The organism is Arthrobacter sp. DNA4 (genome assembly GCF_024362385.1).
In the GTDB taxonomy this organism is placed as follows: domain Bacteria; phylum Actinomycetota; class Actinomycetes; order Actinomycetales; family Micrococcaceae; genus Arthrobacter.
Genome location: NZ_CP101466.1, coordinates 520,691 through 543,611, shown reverse-complemented (window position 1 = coordinate 543,611; position 22,921 = coordinate 520,691). Strand labels below are relative to the sequence as shown.

General features: G+C 66.9%; 20 protein-coding genes. 8 read left to right on the top strand and 12 right to left on the bottom strand.

The genetic code is table 11. The annotated features are described in order from the left end of the window. Window positions 1–6: 6 nt before the first annotated feature. Window positions 7–660 carry a copper resistance CopC family protein gene (locus NMQ03_RS02625; protein WP_255174265.1) on the bottom strand — a complete coding sequence of 218 codons (654 nt, stop codon included), beginning with the start codon at window positions 658–660 and terminating at the stop codon, window positions 7–9. A 111-nt stretch (window positions 661–771) separates the two neighbouring features. Between NMQ03_RS02625 and NMQ03_RS02620 the strand changes: the two genes are divergently transcribed. After that, window positions 772–2,214 (top strand): NCS2 family permease, encoded by a 1,443-nt coding sequence (locus tag NMQ03_RS02620; RefSeq protein WP_159633691.1) that lies wholly within the window; start codon window positions 772–774, stop codon window positions 2,212–2,214. 80 nt (window positions 2,215–2,294) lie between these two features. Here NMQ03_RS02620 and NMQ03_RS02615 read toward each other — a convergent pair whose 3' ends face one another. Then, window positions 2,295–3,599, bottom strand: coding sequence for a sodium:proton antiporter (locus NMQ03_RS02615; RefSeq protein ID WP_255174264.1), 1,305 nt, complete (start codon window positions 3,597–3,599; stop codon window positions 2,295–2,297). A 196-nt stretch (window positions 3,600–3,795) separates the two neighbouring features. Between NMQ03_RS02615 and hutG the strand changes: the two genes are divergently transcribed. Further along, window positions 3,796–4,749: a formimidoylglutamase gene (hutG, locus tag NMQ03_RS02610; protein ID WP_255174263.1), complete on the top strand. Its 954-nt coding sequence runs from the start codon at window positions 3,796–3,798 to the stop codon at window positions 4,747–4,749. 45 nt (window positions 4,750–4,794) lie between these two features. Here hutG and NMQ03_RS02605 read toward each other — a convergent pair whose 3' ends face one another. Together NMQ03_RS02605 and NMQ03_RS02600 are read right to left on the bottom strand one after the other, a co-directional pair. Next, window positions 4,795–5,460 carry a response regulator gene (locus NMQ03_RS02605; RefSeq protein WP_255174262.1) on the bottom strand — a complete coding sequence of 222 codons (666 nt, stop codon included), beginning with the start codon at window positions 5,458–5,460 and terminating at the stop codon, window positions 4,795–4,797. After that, window positions 5,457–7,037: a sensor histidine kinase gene (locus NMQ03_RS02600; RefSeq protein WP_255175519.1), complete on the bottom strand. Its 1,581-nt coding sequence runs from the start codon at window positions 7,035–7,037 to the stop codon at window positions 5,457–5,459. The genes NMQ03_RS02605 and NMQ03_RS02600 overlap by 4 nt, the downstream gene beginning before the upstream one ends. Window positions 7,038–7,345: 308 nt before the next feature. Between NMQ03_RS02600 and NMQ03_RS02595 the strand changes: the two genes are divergently transcribed. The 4 genes from NMQ03_RS02595 to NMQ03_RS02580 are packed head-to-tail and all read left to right on the top strand — an operon-like array spanning window position 7,346 to window position 10,839. Next, window positions 7,346–8,356, top strand: coding sequence for a tripartite tricarboxylate transporter substrate binding protein (locus NMQ03_RS02595; RefSeq protein WP_255174261.1), 1,011 nt, complete (start codon window positions 7,346–7,348; stop codon window positions 8,354–8,356). Continuing rightward, window positions 8,353–8,856: a tripartite tricarboxylate transporter TctB family protein gene (locus tag NMQ03_RS02590; RefSeq protein WP_255174260.1), complete on the top strand. Its 504-nt coding sequence runs from the start codon at window positions 8,353–8,355 to the stop codon at window positions 8,854–8,856. Before NMQ03_RS02595 ends, NMQ03_RS02590 begins: the two co-directional genes overlap by 4 nt. Further along, a complete protein-coding gene (locus NMQ03_RS02585) occupies window positions 8,857–10,395 on the top strand; it encodes a tripartite tricarboxylate transporter permease (protein WP_255174259.1) in 1,539 nt (512 codons plus the stop codon). A gap of 51 nt (window positions 10,396–10,446) precedes the next feature. Continuing rightward, on the top strand, window positions 10,447–10,839 hold the full coding sequence (locus tag NMQ03_RS02580) for a universal stress protein (RefSeq protein ID WP_255174258.1): 393 nt from the start codon (window positions 10,447–10,449) through the stop codon (window positions 10,837–10,839). On the opposite strand, the gene NMQ03_RS02575 is transcribed toward NMQ03_RS02580, so the two are convergent. Continuing rightward, complete coding sequence (locus NMQ03_RS02575) at window positions 10,836–11,717, bottom strand: fumarylacetoacetate hydrolase family protein (RefSeq protein WP_255174257.1); 882 nt, start codon at window positions 11,715–11,717, stop codon at window positions 10,836–10,838. The genes NMQ03_RS02580 and NMQ03_RS02575 overlap by 4 nt on opposite strands. A gap of 205 nt (window positions 11,718–11,922) precedes the next feature. Between NMQ03_RS02575 and NMQ03_RS02570 the strand changes: the two genes are divergently transcribed. After that, entirely contained in the window at window positions 11,923–12,180 is a 258-nt protein-coding gene (locus NMQ03_RS02570) for a hypothetical protein (protein WP_255174256.1), read from the top strand. Window positions 12,181–12,256: 76 nt separating this feature from the next. Here the strand turns inward: NMQ03_RS02570 and NMQ03_RS02565 are convergent, their stop codons facing one another. The 5 genes from NMQ03_RS02565 to NMQ03_RS02545 all read right to left on the bottom strand — a co-directional run bounded on the left by NMQ03_RS02565 (window position 12,257) and on the right by NMQ03_RS02545 (window position 18,844). Then, window positions 12,257–12,502: a hypothetical protein gene (locus NMQ03_RS02565; RefSeq protein WP_255174255.1), complete on the bottom strand. Its 246-nt coding sequence runs from the start codon at window positions 12,500–12,502 to the stop codon at window positions 12,257–12,259. Between the two features lie 162 nt (window positions 12,503–12,664). Then, window positions 12,665–14,257 carry a histidine ammonia-lyase gene (hutH, locus tag NMQ03_RS02560; protein WP_255174254.1) on the bottom strand — a complete coding sequence of 531 codons (1,593 nt, stop codon included), beginning with the start codon at window positions 14,255–14,257 and terminating at the stop codon, window positions 12,665–12,667. 98 nt (window positions 14,258–14,355) lie between these two features. Beyond that, window positions 14,356–16,065, bottom strand: coding sequence for a urocanate hydratase (gene hutU / locus NMQ03_RS02555; protein WP_255174253.1), 1,710 nt, complete (start codon window positions 16,063–16,065; stop codon window positions 14,356–14,358). Window positions 16,066–16,221: 156 nt separating this feature from the next. Next, window positions 16,222–17,064, bottom strand: a complete 843-nt coding sequence (locus NMQ03_RS02550) for an IclR family transcriptional regulator (RefSeq protein ID WP_255174252.1) — start codon at window positions 17,062–17,064, stop codon at window positions 16,222–16,224. 136 nt (window positions 17,065–17,200) lie between these two features. After that, entirely contained in the window at window positions 17,201–18,844 is a 1,644-nt protein-coding gene (locus NMQ03_RS02545; protein ID WP_255174251.1) for an HNH endonuclease signature motif containing protein, read from the bottom strand. Between the two features lie 227 nt (window positions 18,845–19,071). On the opposite strand from NMQ03_RS02545, the gene NMQ03_RS02540 reads away from it, so the two are divergent. Next, on the top strand, window positions 19,072–20,580 hold the full coding sequence (locus NMQ03_RS02540) for an amino acid permease (RefSeq protein WP_255174250.1): 1,509 nt from the start codon (window positions 19,072–19,074) through the stop codon (window positions 20,578–20,580). Between the two features lie 55 nt (window positions 20,581–20,635). Here NMQ03_RS02540 and NMQ03_RS02535 read toward each other — a convergent pair whose 3' ends face one another. Together NMQ03_RS02535 and NMQ03_RS02530 are read right to left on the bottom strand one after the other, a co-directional pair. Further along, window positions 20,636–21,565, bottom strand: a complete 930-nt coding sequence (locus NMQ03_RS02535) for a hydroxymethylglutaryl-CoA lyase (RefSeq protein ID WP_255174249.1) — start codon at window positions 21,563–21,565, stop codon at window positions 20,636–20,638. After that, window positions 21,565–22,890, bottom strand: a complete 1,326-nt coding sequence (locus tag NMQ03_RS02530; protein WP_255174248.1) for a CaiB/BaiF CoA-transferase family protein — start codon at window positions 22,888–22,890, stop codon at window positions 21,565–21,567. The genes NMQ03_RS02535 and NMQ03_RS02530 overlap by 1 nt, the downstream gene beginning before the upstream one ends. Window positions 22,891–22,921 lie beyond the last annotated feature (31 nt).

The window sequence follows — 22,921 nt, the reverse complement described above, 5'->3', positions numbered from 1 at the left end:
CGGGCGCTACTCCCCGGCCCTGTTCCCGACCTCCCCGTCATCTTCGGTGTCCCCGTCGCCGGTGAGCCGGCGGCGGGCAAGGACGCCCAGCGCCACCAGCAGCCCCACGGCCACCACCGCAAAAATAACAATGCTCCACTGGAACGGCTCGCCCGCGCCGGCCGGCTCCGACGGCTCTTCCGTGACCCCGGGCTGGGCGGTGCCCATGCCAGGGACCGCACCCGCCGCCGTCGGACTTCCAGCCGTGGGTGTCCCCGACGAAACGGCACCGGGGGCACCGGAGGCCGCGGAGAAGGTGAACGTCCCCTCAATGGGATGTGAGTCCGAGCTGACCACGCGCCACGCCACCGTGTACATGCCCGCCGGACCGCCCGGGCGGAGCTTCTGGGTGGCCACGTTGTCCACGATCTGCACGGAGCCATCAGCCCATTCGGTGCCGCCGGCGTCCTTGATGGAGAAGGACGAACCGATGCCCAGGGGCTTGTTGCTGAAGGTCACCGAAACCTCGGCGGGCGGGGCAGCCAGCGCAGCCCCCTGCGCCGGGCTGGTGGACTCGGCAGCATCATGCGCGGAGGCGGGGCCCGCCAAGCCCAGCGCGGCGGCGGCAAAGACAAACAAGCCGAGCACAAGGCTCAGCAACTGGCGGCGGACCTGGCGCATGGTTGGGCTGCTCCTCGTGTTGGCTTCCTTACAGACTAGGCGAATTTGCCGGCCCACTCCCTGCCGCTCCCTTAGGATGCAGGTATCCCCACACACTTCCCCGGAGGACTAATGCTTAAGCAAGGCTCTGCCCTGGACCGGTATTTCAGGGTCACCGAGCGCGGTTCCAACCTTTCCCGCGAGATCCGCGGCGGGTTCGCCACGTTCTTCGCCATGAGCTACATCGTGGTGCTGAACCCCCTGATCCTGTCCGGGCCCGACTCCAACGGCACCACGCTGGGCTTCCCCGCGGTGGCTGCCGTGACCGCGCTGGTGGCAGGCATCCTCACCATCCTCATGGGGGCGTGGGGCCGGCACCCCTTCGCCCTGGCCACCGGCCTGGGCGTCAACGCCTTCGTGGCCGTCACCGTGGCCACCAATCCCGGGCTCACCTGGCCGGACATGATGGGCCTGGTGGTCCTCTCCGGCGTCACCATGCTGATCCTGGTCCTCACCGGTTTCCGTACGGCCGTGTTCAAGGCCGTGCCGGACGGACTCAAGACCGCCATCGTGGTGGGCATCGGCCTGTTCATTGCCCTGATCGGCCTGGTCAACGCCGGGTTCGTGCGCCGCATCCCGGACGTCGCAGGCACCACCGTGCCCGTTGGCCTGGGCTTCGAAGGCAAGCTCCTTGGCTGGCCCACCGCCGTGTTCGTGTTCGGCCTGATCCTGACCATCGCCCTGGTGGTGCGCAAGGTCAAGGGCGCCATCCTGATTGGCATCATCACCTCCACGGTGCTGTCCGTCATCCTTGAGACAACCCTGCACATCGGCCCCAGCTTCGACGGCAAGAACTTCAACCCGCAGGGCTGGTCCCTGGTGGCCCCGGCGTTTTCCGGCTGGGCGGCCCCGGACCTCTCCCTGATCGGCAAGGCCAACCCGTTCGGTGCCTTCGAGCACCTCGGCTTCGTGGCCGCCACGCTGCTGGCCTTCGTCATCCTGCTCAGCATCTTCTTCGACGCCATGGGCACCATGGTGGGCCTGGCCAACGAAGCCGGCACGGTGGATGAACACGGCAACATTCCCGACGTCGACCGCGTGCTCCAGGTGGACGCACTCGGTGCCATTATCGGCGGCGGCGCCTCCGTCTCCTCCAACCAGATCTACGTCGAAGCCGGTGCAGGCATCGGCGAAGGCGCCCGCACGGGCGTGGCCTCCATCGTCACCGGGGTGCTGTTCCTGGTGGCCATGTTCTTCACCCCGCTGATCAACCTGGTGCCCTTCGAGGCCGTGGCCCCGGCGCTGGTGGTGGTGGGCTTCATGATGGTCTCCCAGGTGGGCAAGATCGACTGGCAGGACTGGGGCATCGCGATCCCCGCGTTCCTCACCTTCACCCTGATGCCCTTCACCTACTCCATCGCCAACGGCCTGGGTGCCGGCTTCATCGCCTACGTCCTGATCCGCACGGTCCAGGGCAGGGTCAAGGACATCCACCCGCTGATGTGGGCTGTGGCCGCGGCGTTCGCGCTGTTCTTCGCCATCGGCCCCATCGAGGCGGCCCTGGGGATGAAGTAACCCCTGACACGGAAAGGGCTGGTGCGGCGTCTGCCGTACCAGCCCTTTTTGCTTACCGCGGGGTTTCCATGACCGGCGGCCTAGACCGGGGTGTTGGGGGCGAGTCCCTCGTCGCCGGAGACTGCCAGGGCCTTCTTCTGGCGCAGCCGGTCCAGCCGGTTCATCAGGGGCGAAGTGGTGGCGCCGTGGATCACGATGGACAGTGCCACCACCAGCCCGATGAAGGACCAGAGCCAGTGCCCCTGGTCCGTGAAGTGGCCTTCGCCTAGCGCAAAGGCCAGGTAATACAGGGAACCGATGCCGCGGATGCCAAAGAAGGACAGTGCCACGCGTTCCCGGGGACCGGTCTTGCCGCCCAGCAGGCCCAGCCAGCCCGCCAGCGGCCGCACCACCAGCAGGAATGCAAGCGCCACCAGCAGTTCAGGAAGCCCGATCCCGGCCAGCAGCCCGCGGGCGATGGCACCGCCGAGCAGGACCAGGATCACCACCGTCAGGAGCCGTTCCAGCTGTTCCACGTAGGAGTGCAGCACCCGGTGGTAGCCGTGCGTCCGTTCAGCGGCCCGGATGGTCACGGCACAGACGAACACCGCTATGAACCCGTAGCCCTCCACCATCTGCGTGAGCCCGTACGCCAGGAACGTCGCCGCCAGGGCAACAAAGCCCTCCGAGTGGTTGGAGAGCCGAAGGCTGTCGGCACGGGCCGAGAAGAACAGCCTGGCGAGCAGCTTTCCGGTGAGGAACCCCACCACAAGCCCGACAGCCAGCCGCCACACCACGTCCAGGCCGAACCACTCACCGAACCAGGCGGAGGGGTCCGCTCCGGCAACGCTGATGGCAATGGCAAGGTAGACGAACGGGAACGCCAGCCCGTCGTTGAGCCCGGCTTCCGACGTAAGGCCGAAACGGACCTCGTCCTCCTTGTCCGTGGATTCATCCTGGTCGGCCGGCTCGCCCACCTGCACTTCCGAGGCCAGGACGGGGTCCGTGGGCGCCAGGCTGGCCGCCACCAGCAGCGCCGCGCCGAGCCCCAGGCCCAGGAACCACATGCCCAGCAGGGTCAGCCCTACGATGCAGAGCGGCATGGCGATGCCCAGGAGCCGCCACGTGGTGGACCAGCGCCTGCGTCCCACGGGCCGGTCCAGGGCAAGCCCCGCGCCCATCAGGGAAATGATCACGCAGACCTCCGCGAGGTGCATGACAAAGTCGCTGTGTTCCACCGGGTTCGGGTTGGGCAGCGATGGAATCAACGCGAAGGCTGCCATCCCTGCGCCCAGGAAGACCATGGGCATGGACAGCGGCATGTCACGCAGCAGCTTGGGCAGGACCGCAGCGACGAACACGGCCAGTCCGGCCGCGGCAAAGAGGATATCTGGGGCTTCAAACATGGAGCGGCTCTCCAGCCTGGGAGTGGTGCGTGGATCCGGAGCGGCCAGGTCATCCCTGGACCGGTGGGCTGATCTCACCTTAACCCCTGCATCAGGCACCGATGTCCGGCCCGGCCGTTGCGCGGGTTCTTGGATTCCGGACAGGACGACGGCGCCGGCGCTGGTTTTCGTGCCCGGCATGCGGTGAGCTTGAGGCATGTTCCCCAAGCTTCCCGCCGTCGACGTCCCGCCCCGGCCCTGGACCGGCAGGTTCGACGGCGATGGTCCCGGCCACCGCCGCTGGTGGCAGGCGGTCACCGCCTCCGATGAGTTTCAGCCTGCCGCGCCCGGACGCAGGCCCGCCGCCGTGCTGGGATTTTCCAGCGACGAGGGGGTCCGCCGCAACCAGGGCCGGACCGGGGCAGCCGCCGCCCCGGCGGCGCTGCGAAAAGCGCTGGGCCCGCTGGCCTTCCACCTGGACCGGACGGTGGCCGACGCTGGTGACGTGGTGGTGTCCGGGGAAGACCTGGAGGCCGGCCAGGAACGGCTTGGCCGGGTGCTGGCTGCCCTGCTCGACGCCGGCCACCAGACTGTAGTGCTGGGCGGCGGGCACGAAACCGCTTACGCCAGCTACCTTGGCGTCAGCGCCTCAGCCGCGGTTCAAACCGGGCAGCGCCTGGGCGTCTTGAACCTCGACGCCCACTTCGACCTCCGCGACGAGCCGGTGGCCAGCTCCGGCACACCGTTCCTGCAGATGGCCCGCGCGGAAGCGGACGCCGGACGCGAATTCCGCTACGCCGTCGCCGGGATCTCGGAGCCGAACAACACCCGGGTCCTGTTCGACACCGCGGACAAACTGGGGGTCCGCTACCTGCTGGATGAGGACTGCGAACCGGAACGGATCCGGGACTTCGTGGCGGAGTTCCTGGCGGAGATCGACGTCCTGTACCTGACCATCGACCTGGACGTGCTGCCCGCCGCGGTGGCCCCCGGCGTCAGCGCGCCGGCAGCCTACGGCGTGCCGCTTCCGGTCATTTCGGCGGTGTGCCGGCAGGTGGCCCGAAGCGGGAAGCTGTTGCACCTGGACGTGGCGGAACTGAATCCGGCGTTCGACATTGACGGCCGGACCGCCCGGACAGCTGCCCGGCTGATTGACACGCTGCTGCGCTGAGAGCTGGTCCGCGGGAGGGGGACACGGGCGGGCCGGCGGGTCCCGTCACGCCTTGAGCACGTACCGCCGTTCGGGCCGTCCCACCCCGTACTTGAGCCGCACGTCCAGCGTTCCTTCGTCGTGCAGGTATTCAAGGTAGCGGCGGGCACTGACCCTGGAGGTGCCCAGCTCCTCGGCCATCTCGGCTGCCGAGACGTCACCGGCTGAAGCGTTCAGTGCCGCCTCCACCAGCTTCAGCGTTTCGATACTGCAGCCTTTGGGCAGGGGCCGTTCGGCGCGGTCCAGGCCGAACACCCGGTTGACGTCCGACTGTTCGGCCACGTCCTTGGACGCATCCAGGCTTTGGTAGGCGTGGCGGTAGTGCTCCAGCCGCTCCTGGAGGTCTGTCTGGGAAAAGGGCTTGATCAGGTAATGGACAATGCCGCCGCGCAGGGCCTTACGGACTGTTTCAACCTCCCGCGCGGCGCTGATGACCAGCACGTCCAGTTCGGGGGCGACAGCGCGCAGGCGTTGCATCAGGTCGAGGCCGTTGATGTCCGGCAGGTGGATGTCCAGCAGCACCAGGTCCGGCTGGAGGCGTTCGGTCTCGGCAACCGCCTGGGCGCCGGTATGCGCCGCGCCCACCACAGTGAAGCCCGGCGTGCGCTGGATGAAGCCGGCATGCACCTTGGCCACCATGAAGTCGTCATCGACGATCAGGACCTTGATCATGGCTGGGTACTCCCTCGTTTCAGCACAGCGGTAAAGACAGCCCCATTATCGTTGGCCACCACCAGGTTTCCGCCAGTCCGGCGGCACACCACCCGGGACAGCGCCAGGCCGAAACCGCGGCTGCTTACCGGGCCGGGTTCCTTGGTGGTGAAGCCCTGGCGGAAGATGTGGTCGGTGGAGCCGCTGGGGACGCCGGGACCGTTATCCCGAACGGTGACCACCACGTCTCCCCCGGCTTTGCCGTCCACCCGGACCCGGACGGCTGCCTGCGGGAGCCCTGTGACGGCGTCGAACGCGTTGTCCACCAGGTTCCCCACCACGGTGGTGAGGTCCCGGGACAACCCATCATCGACGGCGTCCAGCACGGAATCCGGGTCCAGCTGCAGTGCAGCGCCCCGTTCGGTGGCAAGGCTTGACTTGGCGATCAGCAGGGCGGCGAGTGCGGGGTCCTTGATGCGGGCGGTCACTTCGTCATTGAGCCGGGTACGGTCCACGGTGGCACCGTTGACGAACTGGACCACGGAATCGTACTCGCCGATCTGGATCAGGCCGGAGATGACGTGGAGCTGGTTGGCGAACTCGTGGGCCTGGGCGCGGAGGGTGTCCGTGGCGGTGCGGGTGGTACCGAGCTCGTGCTCCAGCTCAGAGAGTTCCGTGCGGTCGCGCAGGGTGGTCACCGAGCCGATGACCCTGCCGCGGGATTCGAACGGCACCCGGTTCATCACCACCAGCCGGTCTCCCACCAGCACCAACTGGTCCGGGCCGGGCTGCTCGCGGGTGAGGACGTCCTTAAGGGCGGGTTCGACGGCGAGTCCCGCCACGCGCTTGCCAACACAGTCGGGTGGGAGGCCGAGCAGGGCACGGGCGCTGTGGTTGGCCACTGTGATCCGGTCGTGCAGGTCCAGTGCCACAACGCCTTCCTTGAGGCCGTGCAGCATGGCCTCGCGGTTTTCCACCAGGCTGGTGATCTCGCTGGGTTCCATGCCCAGGGTCTGCCGCTTGACGCGGCGCGACAGCAGGAAGGACCCGGCAATGCCCAGCACACTTGCCACGCCCAGGTAGGTAAGGAGGTTGGGAACGGCATCGCCCAGCCGTTCCAGCACTGTGGGATAGCTGCGGCTGATGGAGGCGATACCGATCATGCGCCCGGTGTCATCCAGGACCGGGACGTGCGCGGACAGCAGCGGGGCCGGAGTTCCGCCCACCACTCCGGTCCAGGCCCTGCCTTCCATCACCCTGCTGGCGCCGAGTTCCAGCGGTTCACCGAGCAGGCTGGGATCCGAGGACGCCACCACAGTCCGGTCGATTTTTGCCAGCGCCACCCTGGATGAGCCGGAGACGATCCGCACGGACTCTGCCACTGCCGGCAGCACGGCGCCGCCGCGGGCCTGGGACTCGGGGAGGAGTTCGCGGACCACGGGGTTTCCGCCCAGGGCTTCCGCAGCCGACAGGGCGCGCCGGCCTTCGATGCGTTCGAAGGCCGCAGCAGACTGGGCCAGCGAGATGGCTACAACACCCACCAGGACGGCCAGGACAATGAGCAACTGCAGCAGAAGGTACTGTCCCGCGAGGGACATTCCTCGTCGTCGAGTCACAATGGTCTTCCTGGTGTTGCGGGCAGGGCAAGGGTTGTCCGGCAGGGGTGGCAGGCCGCGGTGCGCGCAGGATATGGGCGCAGGGCCTGGGGTGGTACCGGGAACTATATCCCAAAGCCCGCAGCAGGGCCGCTGTGGGGATTCGGAAACGTGAACGCAATGAACACAACTTTCTCTGCGTACACAAGAGTGATCGCCGTCACGGCCGCCCCTAGCATCGGAACCACAAGGCACCGGAACCACTAGTCAGCCGGTGCTGGTCTGATTTGTTTTTGAGAGAAGAGGAACACATGCGCCAGATCCGCGCATTGCGCGTTGCCGCCGTTGCTGCCGGCATCGCCCTGATGGCCACCGGTTGCGGTGCCACCGGCAAGAGCTCCACCGGTTCGGAAAGCTCCGGCGCTGCCGCCGGACCCATTACCGGCCTGCAGATCATGGTCCCCAACTCCCCGGGCGGCGGCTATGACACCACCGCGCGCGCCGCTGCGAAGGTGCTGGACGACGCGAAGATCTCCACCAACACCGAAGTCTTTAACCTTGCAGGCGCGGGCGGCACTGTGGGCCTGGCCCGCATTGTCAATGAAAAGGGCAACGGCGACCTGGCCATGCTCATGGGACTGGGTGTAGTGGGCGCCAGCTACACCAACAAGTCTGAATCCAAACTGACCGAGACCACCCCGCTGGCCCGCCTCATCGAGGAACCCGGCGCCATCATGGTCGGCAAGGATTCGCCCTACAAGACCATCGATGACCTGGTAAAGGCCTGGAAGGCCGATCCCGGCTCCATTGCCGTTGGCGGCGGCTCCTCCCCCGGCGGCCCGGACCACCTGCTGCCCATGCAGCTCGCCGGTGCCGTGGGCATTGACGCCACCAAGGTCAACTACGTTGCCTACGACGGCGGCGGCGACCTGCTGCCCGCGATCCTCGGCAACAAGCTCGGCTTCGCGGCCTCCGGCGCCGGCGAGTACCTGAAGCAGATCGAATCCGGCGAAGTCCGCGTTTTGGCCACCAGTGGTGATAAGCGGCTGGACGGTGTGGACGCACCCACGCTGAAGGAATCCAACATCGACCTCGTTTTCACCAACTGGCGTGGCGTGGTGGCCCCTCCGGGAATCAGCGACAAGGACAAGGCGGCCCTGATCGCGGCCCTGGAGAAGATGCACGGCACTGAGGGCTGGAAGGAAGCGCTGAAGACCCACAGCTGGACCGATGCCTTCATCACCGGCGACCAGTTCAAGACCTTCCTCACCGAGCAGGACAAGCGGGTGGCGGACGTCCTCACCAAGCTTGGGTTGGCGTGACATCCCTGACCACAGGCCTTAAAGGCCGCTCCGAGCTGGGAGTTGCACTCCTGCTCGGAGCGGCCGGCGTCCTGGTCTTCCTTGACGCCAACGGCCTGGTCACCCCGTATTCGAAGTCTGATCCGGTCGGGCCCAAAACCGTCCCGTTCATCGTGGCCGGGATGCTGGTGGCCTGCGCCGTCCTGCTGGCCATCAACGTCCTGCGCGGCGGCAAGGGTGAAGCCGAAGGCGGGGAGGACGTCGACCTGACGCACCCCGCCGACTGGAAGACCGTCCTGCCGCTGGCGGGTGCCTTCATCCTGAACATCCTGCTCATCGACTGGGCCGGCTGGGTGATCTCCGGAACGGTCCTGTTCTGGGGCAGCGTCCTGGCCCTGGGCAGCCGACACTTTGTCCGGGACGGGTTGATCTCCGTGGCCCTGTCCCTGTTGACCTTCTACGGCTTCTACCTCGGCCTGGGCATCGCACTGCCGGCCGGCCTCCTGGAAGGAATCCTCTAAATGGACGTCTGGTCCTCCCTGATGGACGGTTTCGCCACCGCCCTCACCCCCATGAATTTCCTGTACGCCGTGATCGGCGTCATCCTGGGCACCGCCGTCGGCGTCCTCCCCGGCCTGGGGACGGCCATGACCGTCGCCCTGCTGCTTCCCGTCACTTACGCGCTGGAACCCACCAGCGCCTTCATCATGTTCGCCGGCATCTACTACGGCGGCATGTACGGCGGCTCCACCACCTCGATCCTGCTCAACACCCCCGGCGAATCGTCCTCCGTGGTCACCGCAATCGAAGGCAACAAGATGGCCAAGGCGGGCCGGGCGGCGCAGGCGCTTGCGACGGCGGCAATCGGCTCGTTCGTTGCCGGCACCATTGGCACGGCGCTGCTGGCCGTCTGCGCACCGATCGTGGTGAAGTTCGCCGTCAGCCTGGGCGCACCCAGCTACTTCGCCATCATGGTCCTGGCACTGCTGGCCGTCACCGCCGTACTGGGTTCTTCCCGGCTGCGCGGTTTCGCCTCGCTGGGCCTCGGCCTGGCCATCGGCCTGGTGGGCATGGACTCCGTCACCGGCCAGCGCCGCCTGACGTTCGGCCAGCCGCTCCTGGCGGACGGCCTGGACATCGTGGTGGTGGCCGTCGCCATCTTCGCCGTGGGCGAGGCCCTCTGGGTGGCGGCACACCTGCGCCGCACTCCCCTGCATGCCATCCCCGTGGGCCAGCCCTGGATGGGCAAATCGGATTGGAAGCGGTCCTGGAAGCCGTGGCTGCGCGGTACCGCCTTCGGTTTCCCGTTCGGTGCCCTGCCGGCCGGCGGGGCCGAGATCCCCACGTTCCTGTCCTACGTGACGGAAAAACGCCTCAGCAAGCACCCGGAAGAGTTCGGCAAGGGTGCCATCGAAGGCGTGGCCGGTCCGGAAGCAGCCAACAACGCTGCGGCCGCCGGGACCCTGACCCCCATGCTGGCGCTGGGCCTGCCCACGAACGCCACCGCAGCCGTGATGCTCGCCGCCTTCACCAGCTACGGGATCCAGCCGGGTCCCCAGCTCTTCGAAAGCCAGGGGCCCCTGGTGTGGGCCCTGATCGCCAGCCTGTTCATCGGCAACCTGCTGCTCCTGATCATCAACCTGCCGCTGGCACCGCTGTGGGCCAAGCTGCTGCAGCTGCCCCGCCCGTATCTGTACGCAGGCATCCTGTTCTTCGCCACCCTGGGCGCCTACTCGGTGAACCTGCAGGCGTTCGACCTGGTGATCCTGCTGATCCTGGGCGCACTCGGGTTCATGATGCGGCGCTTCGGCCTTCCCGTGCTGCCGCTGATCCTCGGCGTGATCCTGGGTCCGCGGATCGAAGGGCAGCTCCGCAAGACCCTTCAGCTGAGCGCGGGCGATCCGGCAGGGCTCCTGGGTGAGCCGATCGCCGTCGGCATCTATGTCATCATTGCCCTCATCCTGGTCTGGCCCTTTGCCTACAAGCTGATCCGCCGCAACCGTCCCGAGCGCAGGCCGCTGATCCCGGCCAACTCGGGTGCAGCGGATTACAGTGACTAAGCAGCCGCACCAAAGCCATCCACGCACATCGAGCAGAAGCAAGGAGACACCATGACCGTCGTTGTGGGATACGTCCCGACACCCGAGGGCGAAGCCGCCCTGACGCAGGCCATCGCCGAAGCCCGGAAGAGCAACACCACCCTGGTGCTGATCAACTCCTCCAAGGGCGAGGCAACCGTGGACAACCGCTTCGCCCAGGAAGGCGACATCCACGACATCGAGCAGCGGCTGGCCAGCCAGGGTATCCAGTACCTGGTCAAGCGGCCCGTTCGCGGCCATGACGCCGCCGCCGAGGTGCTGGATGCCGCTGAGGAACACAACGCCGACCTGATCGTGATCGGCCTGCGCCGCCGTACCCCGGTGGGCAAGCTGATCATGGGCAGCACGTCACAGCGGATCCTGCTTGAAGCTGAGTGCCCGGTCCTAGCGGTAAAGGCGGGCTAAACCGCTGTGGCCGCCGGCGTCCGGAACAGCTCCTGGCGCTGGCGGCCCAGGCCGTCCACCTCTACCTCCACCACGTCGCCGGGCTGGAGGTAGGGGAAACGGCCGCTTAAGGCCACCCCCTGCGGTGTTCCGGTGAGGATCACGTCGCCCGGTTCCAGGCGCATGTACTGGCTGCAGTGGTGGACCAGGGTGGGCGCATCGAAAATGAGCTCCGCCGACGTCGAATCCTGCCGGGGCTCACCGTTCACCCAGCTGCGCAGCCGCAGGTTTCCGCCGTCGGTCTCCTCTGCAGGGACCAGCCATGGACCCAGGGGCGTTGACCCGGGAAGCGATTTGCCCTTGGTCCACTGGTAAGCAGCTCCCGGGAGCTGGTACTCCCGTTCAGAAAAGTCATTGGCGGTGACGTAGTAAGCAATGCAGGCGGCGGCTTCCTCCGTGGAACCGAGGTAGCTGGCTTCCCTGCCGATGACAATGCCCAGTTCCACCTCCCAGTCGTACTGCGTGGAGCGGGGCGGAAGCGGGGCGGGGTCGAACGGGCCGGTGACCGTGTTGCTGGGTTTGAGGAAGACCACGGGAATGGTGGGCGGCTCTGCCCCCGATTCCGCGGCGTGGGCGGCGTAATTCATCCCGATGCCCACCACGCAGCCGGGCCGGGCCACGGGGGAACCACCGCGGAGTGCAGCGGCACCTTCCAGGACCGGCAGTTCCCCCGCCTCCAGGGCCTTCCGGGTTTTGTCCAGGCCGCCGGCGGCAAGGAACGCGCCGTTTACGTCGTTGGTGAGGGGCAGCAGGCTGAAGTACCGGTCGACGCCGTCCGCGGAGGGAACCAGGACGGCAGGCTGCTCGCTGCCACTTTCGCCCAGGCGCATGATCTTCATACCGAATTCTCCTCAAGCTGTATCGACAGGTTTCGGGCCCTCTGGGCCCCCGCCTCCATGGTCCTTGATTTCGCCGCGCGGTCGGGAACGAAACGCTTTGTGACCGCTTGATCGGGGCTTTCAAAGGACAGTCATCTGACATATAAAGGGAGCAGAAGGTAGAATGTTGGAGCCATCCTGGCACGAAACACAGAAAGTTCAGTACATGACTACAGCTACCTTGGAGCGCATCCCCGCCTCCCAGACCCCCGAAGGACCCGCGCCGCGGTCCATCAGCCTGGAGTTCTCCAGCGCCAGCGAGGTCCACGCCGGACTGGAAGAGGCGGTAGCCGAACTGATTGAAGTAGCAGCACATGACGCCGCCTGTGGCATCCTGGTTACCAGGCTGCACCCGGGACGCTACACCGTGGCCCTGGACGAATCAGTGCCCTTCGGCGAGACCTACGAGTCCATCGCCGCCTGACCATAACCGCAAAAATCCCCGCACACCGTCATGGCGTGCGGGGATTTTTTGTTGCTGGTCGCTGACGGCCGGACTGCTAGCCGCGGCGGACCTCAACGCCGTCGGACTTCAGGAAAAGCTCTTTCTCCGCAGGACCTGAAGGTCCCGCCGGCACCAGCCAGAGGACGTTGCCGCTCTGCGACACCTCTTCCACCTCCCCGGCTGCCACCACATGTGCATGCTTGATGATCTCGACGCGGTCCCCGGCCTGGAGGGTCTTCCAGTTGGACACCGCGGCGGAATGGGCGTTGCGCCTCGACAGAACTGCCCCACGTGCTTTCATTTGAACTTCTACCCCTTTGTATCGTTCTGCCGCCACAGCCTCTTTGATGTGACTTTCACTACACCTTCAGTTCTACTACACTCCCGGCGCCGCGGTGGGCCGCGGCGCCGGAAATTCCGCCCTTCGGACAGAAGCCGTGCAGGCGCTGAAGATTCTTCGGTGTCAGGTGAGCGGCCCGACGGCGGATTCCGCCGCGCGAAGCACCTCACCTGAAGCGACCAGCCGGTCAGCCGCCTCCAGTTCCGGGGACAGGAAACGATCTGTCCCCGGCCCCTCCACCACTGCCCGCAGGGCAGCCACAACAGCGGAGCCTGCAGGCCCCGGCGTCAGCACGCCGCCTGAAAGCTGCGTGCGGATGTCCAGGGCCCGGGCCGAGGTCACCAGTTCGATGGCCAGGACGCGGCGGAGGTTCTCCACGGCTTTGCGCAGCTTCCGCGCCGCGTGCCAGCCCATGGACACGTGGTCCTCCTGCATGGCAGAGCTCGGGATCGAGTCCACGGATGCCGGAACGGCCAGCCGCTTGTTGTCGGAGACCAGGCCGGCCTGGGTGTACTGGGCGATCATCAGGCCGGAGTCCACCCCCGGGTCGGCAGCGAGGAACGCCGGGAGGCCGTGCGAACGGGCAGGATCGAGCATCCGGTCGGTGCGGCGTTCGGCGATGGAGCTGAGGTCGGCGACGGCGATGGCGAGGTAGTCCAGGACGTACGCCACGGGTGCGCCGTGGAAGTTGCCGTTGGAACTGACGCGGCCGTCGGGAAGTACCACGGGGTTGTCGATGGCTGCCGCCAGTTCCCGGGTTGCCACCAGTTCGGCGTGGTCCACGGTGTCGCGGACGGCACCGGCCACTTGCGGGGCGCAGCGCAGGGAGTAGGCGTCCTGGACCCTGGAGTCGCCCACCTTGTGGGAGGCCACAATGGGCGAATCCGAGAGCACGCGCAGCATGTTGTCCGCGCTGGCCGCCTGGCCCGGGTGCGGCCGCAGCGCGGCGTGCAGCTCGGGCAGGAACACCTGGTCGGTGCCCAGCAGCGCCTCGACGCTCAGCGCGGCGGTGATGTCCGCCGTCGCCAGCAGCTGGCGCAGGTCCGCGATGGCCATGAGGAGCATGCCCAGCATGCCCTCGGTGCCGTTCACCAGCGCCAGCCCTTCCTTTTCAGCGAGGGTGACGGGCTCTATGCCGTGCTCTGCAAGCAGCTCGGCGACGGGCCGCTCGCCGCGCCCGCCGTACGTGACGCCGTCGGGCCCTTCCGCTTCCCCCTCGCCCATCAGGACCAGGGCGCAGTGCGACAGCGGCGCGAGGTCGCCGGAGCAGCCCAGCGAACCGAACTCGCGGACCATCGGGGTGATCCCGGCGTTGAGGACGTCCACCATGGTCTGCAGGACCACGGGGCGGACGCCGGTGCGGCCGGACGCCAGGGTCTTGGCGCGCAGGAACATGATGCCGCGCACCACTTCCCGCTCCACTGCCGGGCCCATGCCTGCCGCATGGCTGCGGATCAGCGACTTCTGCAGCTGGGTACGCAGCTCGTTGGGGATGTGGCGGTTGGCCAGGGCGCCGAAGCCGGTGGAGATGCCGTAGGCAGGGGTGTCGCTGGAGGCCAGGCTGTCGATGTGGGCGCGGACCTTGGCCACGGTTTCCAGGGCTTCGGGTGCGATGGTGACCTTTGCCTCGTGGCGCGCGACGGCGAGAACGTCCTGGGGCGTGACGCCGGCGGACCCGAGGGTGACAGTCAGCGGTTCGTGGGTAATCGTGGTCAATTTAAGTTCCTTGGGTTGATTCATCGACTGCTCCGTAACGGTCCTTTTGGAGGCTCAAAACGGCAGTTACGGAGCAATCGATGCGGGGTTTTGCCGGGTCAGCTGTTTTCGGTTCCGGTTTCCTGCATGGGGATCCTGACGCCGCGTTCCTTGGCAACGTCGAGTGCGCGCTCGTAGCCGGCGTCGGCGTGGCGGATCACGCCCATGCCGGGGTCGTTCGTCAGGAGGCGTTCGAGCTTTTCGGCGGCGAGGTCGGTGCCGTCGGCGACGGAGACCTGGCCGGCATGGATGGAGCGGCCGATGCCCACGCCGCCGCCGTGGTGCAGGGAGACCCAGGTGGCGCCGGAGGCCGTGTTCAGGAGGGCGTTCAGCATGGGCCAGTCGGCAATGGCGTCGGAGCCGTCGGCCATGGCCTCGGTTTCGCGGTACGGGGAGGCCACGGAGCCGGAGTCCAGGTGGTCGCGGCCGATCACGATGGGCGCCTTGACCTTGCCTTCCTTCACGAGTTGGTTGAACAGGAGACCGGCCTTGGCGCGTTCGCCGTAGCCAAGCCAGCAGATGCGGGCCGGCAGGCCTTCGAATTCCACCCGTTCCTGGGCTGCGTCGATCCAGCGGTGCAGGTGCTTGTTCTCGGGGAACAGCTCCTTGATGGCCTCGTCCGTGACGCGGATGTCCTCGGGGTCGCCGGAGAGGGCCACCCAGCGGAACGGGCCCAGGCCTTCGCAGAAGAGCGGCCGGATGTAGGCGGGAACGAAGCCGGGGAACGCGAAGGCTCGCTCGTACCCGCCCTTGCGGGCCTCGTCGCGGATGGAGTTGCCGTAGTCGAAGACCTCGGCACCGGCGTCCTGAAATTCCACCATGGCCTGCACGTGGCGGGCCATGGAGGCCTGGGCCTTCTTGGTGAAGCCTTCCGGATCCGCTGCAGCCTCGCGGTGCCACTCGTCCACCGTGATGCCCTCGGGCAGGTAGGACAGCGGATCGTGTGCCGAGGTCTGGTCCGTGACGATGTCCACGGTGAGCTCGCCCGCATTGTGGCGGCGCAGGATTTCGGGGAAGACCTCGGCCGCGTTGCCCACGTAGCCCACGGACCAGCCGCGGCGCTCCTCCTTGGCCTTGAGCACCTTGGCGATGGCGGCGTCGAGGTCGGTTTCCACCTCATCCAGGTAGCGCTTGCCGGCGCGGCGGCGCAGGCGGGATTCGTCGACATCGACGATCAGGCAGGCGCCCTCGTTCAGGGTGACGGCCAGCGGCTGGGCGCCGCCCATGCCGCCGCAGCCGCCGGTCAGGGTCAGGGTGCCGGCGAGGGTGCCGTTTTCGTCGCCGGTGAGCTTCCGGGCAATCGCGGCGAAGGTTTCAAAGGTTCCCTGCAGGATGCCCTGGGTGCCGATGTAGATCCAGGAGCCGGCGGTCATCTGGCCGTACATCATGAGGCCTTCGGCCTCGAGCCGGCGGAATTCGGGCCAGGTGGCCCAGTCGCCGACGAGGTTGGAGTTGGCCAGCAGCACGCGGGGCGCCCACTCGTTGGTGCGGAACACGCCCACGGGCTTGCCGGACTGGACCAGGAGGGTTTCGTCCTTTTCCATGGTCTGCAGGGTGCGGGTGATGGCATCGAAGGCGGCCCAGGAGCGGACGGCGCGTCCGGTGCCGCCGTAGACCACCAGGTCATCGGGGCGTTCTGCCACTTCAGGGTCCAGGTTGTTCATCAGCATGCGCAGGGGCGCTTCGGTCTGCCAGGACTTGGCGGTGAGCTCGGTGCCGCGGGCTGCTTTGACCGGGCGGGCACCGGTGGTGAAATCGGCGGGTGCCATGGTGGGCTCCTTCTGGGTGATTTATCTGGTGGAGGAAAGAAGTTCTGTATCCACTAAAGCCCCTCGGGGAAGGGCTTCACAGGGCTTTTGCGTGGGTGCTGTCCGGGATGCCAGACGCGCCCGAGGCCTGCTGCCAGGGTTCATGGTTGACAGCTTTTACTTGGTGGGGCGTCCGTGGATCCGGACCGAGAGCTCATCAGCCACCTTCTGGACCCGGGCTGCCAGCGACGGCCATTCCTCCGGGGCCAACCTGTCTTCCAGGAAGGTGACCGCGACAGCGGCAGTGGGCCAGCCCAGGTGGTCGGTGACGGCGGCGGCGATGGAACCGAAGCCCGGGGTCACTTCGCCGTGCTCGGTGGCATACCCGCGTTGCCTGACCTGGTCCAGGTGCGAGGAAAGCGCCGAGTACTTCATGATGGCACCCGCCACCTCGTGCCGCGCGCTGAAGGCGGCGGCGTTGGGGTAGAGCGCACGAACCTGGGACTTGGGCAGGGCGGCAAGGATGGCGCGGCCGCTGGCCGTGAGGTGACTGGGAAGGCGGACGCCGACGTCGGTCACCAGGGACGGGCGGTTCTTGGCCCGTTCCTCGACGATGTACAGCACGTCCCGGCCATGGAGCACGGCAAGGTGGGCGCTCTCGCCGATCGCGTCCACCAGGCTGGCGAGCAGGGGACGGCCCAGCCTGGACAGCGGTTCCTGCCGGGAGTAGGCGGAGCTGAGTTCGAAGGCGCTGATGCCAAGGCCGTAGCGCTGCTCCTCGTGGAGATGAAGGACGAAGCCATTCGCCTCCATCACCCCCAGCAGGTGGTACACGCTGGAGCGGGGCAGGTCCAGGCTGGAGGCAATCTGCGACGCCGCCATCGGCCCCCGTCTGGAAGCCAGCAACTTGAGGATGCGCAAGGTGTTTTCTGCGGCGGGAACCTTGGACGACGCCTTTGCGGACACCCGGGGAGCCTGGGCTTCGGCGTTTGGTGTTGCGGCGCTTAGTGCAGTGCTCATGAAGTGGAAGTGTCTTTCTGGCTAGCTCTGTCCGGTATCCCGTACTTAAGCTTGCGTCCTTCCGGGAGCCTTGAGCGACTCATTTTGAACCTTATCGTCTGAAATACCAGACAAACGCTCCCGGGACTCGGCACGCTCAGCCCGAGAGAACCGGCGCTTCCAGGTCCTCAAAGTCCAGGAACAGAGACCATTCAGGGAAAGGGTCAGCCGCCAGTTCAGTTTCGGAGGGACCAGGATCATCAGGCACATCCAATTCCTGGAGCATGCCAAAGTGTTCGGGCACGTACCCGTCCGGCCACTCCAGTGCCCCGGTTGAAGTCTCCCGTTCCGAGGCGTCGCCGAACAACGCCAGGAGCCGTTGTGGCCAGTGGGTTGGTTCGGGGTCGGGGTGTTCTGGGTTGTAGTGCCTGCCTGTTGGTGAGGTCCAGCCGGGTGGTTCATTCTTGTTGGCCGGGTCCGGTGTCCATTGGCTGTGATGTTTGAGCCGGTGATGTTTGGGGCAGAGTTGGGCCAGGTTGCTGACGTTGGTGGTGCCGCCGTGTTGCCACGCTTGTAGGTGGTCGGTTTCGTTGTCGGGGGTGCGGTTGGTGCAGCCGGGGAAGGTGCACTTGGCATCGCGCAGCCTGACCCACCGTTTGATGGCCTCCGTGAGCCGGTAGTATTTCCGGCCGATCTCCAGCGGTGCCCCGTCCCTGGGGTCGACCAGGACCCGGTAGAACGATTCCGCCCCGTCGGCGACCAGTTTCCGTGCCATGGAGGCCGGGATCGGGCCGAAGCCATCCAGTACGGCGGGTTCGTCGGTCGCTCCGAGGAGGGCGAATACCGGCACCATCACTAGGACATCAGCCCGCGGCGCAGGGAGCTTCCCGATCCCGGTGACACCCTGCGTGCCCGGGGCGGTGCCGGTGGACCCCTCGCCCGCCATCTGCCCGGCTCCGAGGAGGAGGATGGCGGCGATATCGGGGCGCAGCTGGGTGAGGGTGCGCTCTTCGTCGGGGCCCTGGAGTCCGCGGGCCGTGGCGGTGGTCCGGTTCCAGATCGCGCACGCGGTATCCCCTGGCAGGTAGAGCGAGACCCAGGCCATGCCGTCCCGGTCGGGGATGTATTCCATCCGCCGGTCCGCCACACCCTTTACATGGCGCTTCTCGATCGATTCCGGATGATGGCGCTCCCGCCACCCACGGACCTTGGCCCGAAACCGGCACGGAATGAGCTCACCCGGGGCGGCGCCGCGGGCGGGCTGGGGTGCAGCCGGGTCGAAGAAATGCGCCACCAACGCCAGCGCGCCCTCCGGGGTGAGGCCTTCGGTCTCGTCCGCAATGATGCGGGCGTGCTGCCACGACATGTCCCCGGCGGACAGTGCATCGAACACCAGCGGCAGGGAACAGATGCGCCGTGACTGCTCCACCAACGCGCCCGCGGCCGCGGAGCTGATAGTCAGCACCCCGGCGATCTCCTCCACCACCGACATGTCCGCGTAAGTGCGGTCCTGGATCGATGCGTCCGGCGGCGTCATCGCTTGCTGGAACTCCACTGCCTCAGCAGCGGTCTCCGCTTTCACCGCAGCCAGTTGCGCTTCCAGCCGAGCCATAAGCTCCAGCCGCTCCAACCGGATCCCATACCGCCGCTGCAACACATCCGTACCCGCACCAATATCCACACCGGCACCACCATGAGCCCCGGAAGCCAGGAAAGCGTCCTCTTTCTCCAGCGCATCAAGGGCAGCAACAGAGGCGCGGACACCCTCCAACACCGCCCCAAGACCACCGCTGATTCCCATAACCACATCATCCATCGACCCACTGACATTCACGCCGGGGCTGCTACCGCCAGGCCCTCTGCAGCGGATGGTGCCTCAGCGCGTCAATCCGCGTGCCGCCGTCGAACGCATCTCACTGCCCACAGTCTGGAACCGAAGACACCAAGCCTCCGTGAGCCTCATCACGAACGGGCCGGAAATGGTCTGCTGGTTAGCGGCTCCCCTCCCAAAGACGAGAAGGTAACTCTATGCAACCCACCCCAACCCGGACCCAAAGTCCGGTGGAAACGCAAAAACCGGCAGCCGTCGTCGGACAAGTCCTTAACAGGGGCCTCAATGTCCGGCACATCCGCTTCATGGCCCTGGGCTCGGCCATCGGTACGGGCCTCTTCTACGGTTCCGCTTCGGCGATCCAGAAAGCAGGACCGGCCGTCCTGCTGGCATACATCATCGGCGGCGCCGCAGTGTTCATGGTGATGCGGGCCCTCGGCGAGATGGCGGTGCGGCACCCGGTATCCGGGTCCTTCAGCCAGTACGCGAGCCGCTACCTTGGACCCCTGACCGGCTTCGTGACCGGCTGGACGTACGTGTTCGAGATGGCGATCGTAGCCATCGCCGATGTCACCGCATTCAGCATCTATATGGGCTTCTGGTTCCCGCAGGTGGACCGCTGGATCTGGATCCTGGCCGTCATCTGCTTCCTGGCCGCGCTTAACCTGCTCAGCGTCAAGGTCTTCGGCGAGCTGGAGTTCTGGTTCTCGCTGATCAAGGTGGCAGCCATTATCGCCATGATCGCCGGCGGCGCCGCCATCATTGTTTTCGGCTTCCAGGCCGCGGACTCCACCGTGGTGCCCGGACTGGGCAACCTTGTTGGGCACGGAGGGCTGTTCCCCAACGGCTTCGAAGGCCTGCTGGCATCCTTCGCGGTAGTGATGTTCGCCTTCGGCGGGATCGAGACGCTGGGGATCACGGTAAGCGAGGCAGCAGATCCCAAGAAGGTCATCCCCAAGGCCGTCAACACGGTGCCGGTGCGGGTGCTGCTGTTCTATGTCCTCACCCTGGGCGTCCTGATGAGTCTCTTCCCGTGGGACCAGGTGGGCACCAGCGGCAGCCCGTTCGTCCAGATCTTCAGCAGCCTGGGCATCCCGGCCGCACCGCACATCCTCAACGCGGTGGTCATCACGGCGGCGCTGTCGGCCATCAACAGCGACATCTTCGGTGCCGGCCGCATCCTCTTCGGACTCTCCAACCAGGGCCACGCGCCCGCAGCCTTCGGGAAGGTCTCGCGGCACGGCGTCCCCTGGATGACCGTGGTCATGATGGCCGGGATCCTGCTGGTGGGCGTGGTCCTCAACGCCGTCACCCCGGAAGACGTGTTCCTCGTTATTGCCTCCATCGCCACCTTCGCCACCGTCTGGGTGTGGGTGATGATCCTGGCGTCCCACGTGGCCATGAAGCGGGAAATCGCGCGGAAGGGTCTGCCGGCGTCGGAATTCCCCTCCCCGTGGTGGCCTGCCGCCTCTGTCCTCACCATCGCTTTCATGGCGCTGGTGATCGCCGTGCTGGGCGCGTTCGAGGACACCCGGATCGCACTGTGCGTGGGCGCCGTGTGGCTGGGGCTGCTGGTCCTGGCGTACCGGCTGTGGATCAAGGGTGACGGACGACGGCGGGCCCACCTTGAGGACGAAACCTCGCCGCTGCCGGTGGTCGCCAGGGACGGCGGGATGGAGGCTGCCGCCCGGAGCAGCCGGGGCTAGGAAAAGACGCCGATAGCCGCCGTTCGGGAGTTCGGTGCGGAGTGTTCCCCGGCGCCTACGCGGCCTTGGGGAACACTCCCGCGCCGGCCAGCCCCGAGCGCGGCGCGGTCTCCACCTTGGCGCAGATCCAGCGGCCCAGCTCGGTCGCAGCCAGCGGATCAATCGAGGTGGAAAACCCTGCCCGCTCCAGCATCCATGCCAGGTCCTCCGTGGAAACATTGCCGGCCGCGCCGGGGGCGAAGGGGCAACCGCCCAGGCCGCCCACGGCACTGTCGAAGACCTTGACCCCGGCCGCCATGGCGGCATAGGTATTCGCCAACGCAGTGTGGCGCGTCTCGTGCAGGTGGGCCCGCAGCGGCATATCCGTTTCAGACGCCAGGGCGGCAAAGACCCCGTTGACCTGCCAGGGGACGGCGCAGCCGATGGTGTCCGCCAAGGCAACCTCGGCCAGCTGGCCTCGTTGCAGGGCGCTCCGGACGACCGAAAGAGCCTGTTCCCCGGGCACGTCGCCCTGGTACGGGCAGCCAAAGGCGACGGCGGCTGTGACGGTGAGCGGGATGGCCGCCGAGGCAGCGATTCCGGATACTTCCTCCAGGGCATCAAGGGCGGCGGCGACCGTCGTGTTCTGGTTGGCCGCTGCAAAGGCATCGGTCACCGGCAGGACATAGTTGATCTCGTCCACCCCCGCATCCACCGCCCGGTAGGCGCCCCGGGTGTTCAGCACCAGACCGATGTAGCTGGCACCGGCGTCCCGCGGCACCCCCGCCATGACGGCATCGGCATCGGCCATTTGCGGAACCTTTTTGGGGTTTACGAAGCTCACCGCCTCAATCCGCCTGGCGCCCAGGGCAATCAGATCGTTGATAAGGCGCAGCTTGTCGCGGGTGCTGACCGGAACTTTTTCATTCTGCAGCCCGTCCCGGGGACTGACGTCCACGATTGAGACTGCTCCCCCGGGAGTACCGGTTCCCGTCATTCCGTTCATCAGATGGCACCCTCGTCCTTGGCATGCTGCAGTTCTTCGACATCCATGTTGAGCAGACCCCCGTAGACGTCGCTGTTGTGGGAGCCGGGCGCCAGCGGCCCGTTCCATGCAATGCCCCCGCTGGTCCGGGACAGCTTGGGGATGACGCCTGGCTGGACCACCGTTCCCAACTGTTCGTCGGCAACTTCCACCAGCATCCCGCGCGCCCGAAGCTGGGGGTCTTCGAAGATGTCCTCGATGGTACTCACAGTGCTGTTGGGAACAGCGTGCCGATCAAGGCACGCCACCAGTTCCGAGTGGTCGAAGCCGGCGGCCCATTCGGCGATCAGTTGTTCCAACGCCTCCTGGTTGACACCCCGGGATGCGTGGTTGCTGTAGAGGGGGTCGGAAGCCAGCTCCGGGCTGCCCATTGCGGCAGCCAGCCGCACGAACACCGAGTCCTGGTTGGCAGCGATCACCACCCACTTTCCGTCGCTGGAGCGGAAGATATTCGACGGCGCTATCCCCTTCAGACCGGAACCGCTGGGACCCGGCACAACGCCCGCAGCCGCGTAGTCGGGAACGGCACTTTCCAAAAGGGAGAAGCAGGCCTCTACGAGGGACACGTCCACAACCTGCCCCGTCCCTCCCTTGGCGTCCCGCCAGTACAGGGCAAGCAGGATTCCCTGCAGCGCGTAGAGCGACGCCAGGCTGTCCCCCAGCGAGATGCCCGTCCGTGGCGGTGCCTGGTCCGGATATCCATTGAGGTGGCGCAGGCCGCCGCGGGCCTCGGCCACGGAAGCGTAGCCCGGCTTATTCGCATCCGGTCCGGTCTGGCCGTAGCCGGAAACCCTGGCGATGACCAGGCCCGGGTTGCTTTGCCACAGCACCTCGGGGGCGAGCCCGAGTTTCTCGAGTGTTCCAGGGCGGAAGTTCTCCAGGATGACGTCGGCTTCCCTGCAGAGTTCCAGGAACAGATCACGTCCGCGGGCCGACTTGAGGTCCAGAGTCACGCATTTCTTCCCCCTGGACTGCACCGACCACCACAGGGTGTGGCCGTGGATCCGGGCCCGGCCCCATTCACGCATGGGGTCGGGACGGTCAGGGGACTCGATCTTGATAACCTCCGCACCGAAGTCTGCGAGCTGCCGTCCTGCAAACGGGCCCGCGATCAGTGAGCCGAGCTCCAGGACCCGCACGCCGGCGAGCGGCCCGCCGGCCGTTCCCACGGCACCGAGGGCAGGTGCAGCGCCGGGGCCGGCCCACTCTCGGGCGCCAGGTCCGAAGTCTGTGTGCTGACCACGGCGCACGCCGCCAGTGGGCGCGCTCTGTGAAGTTTCCACCATCTTTGGGACTCCTGTTCTGTCGGCAGCCGGT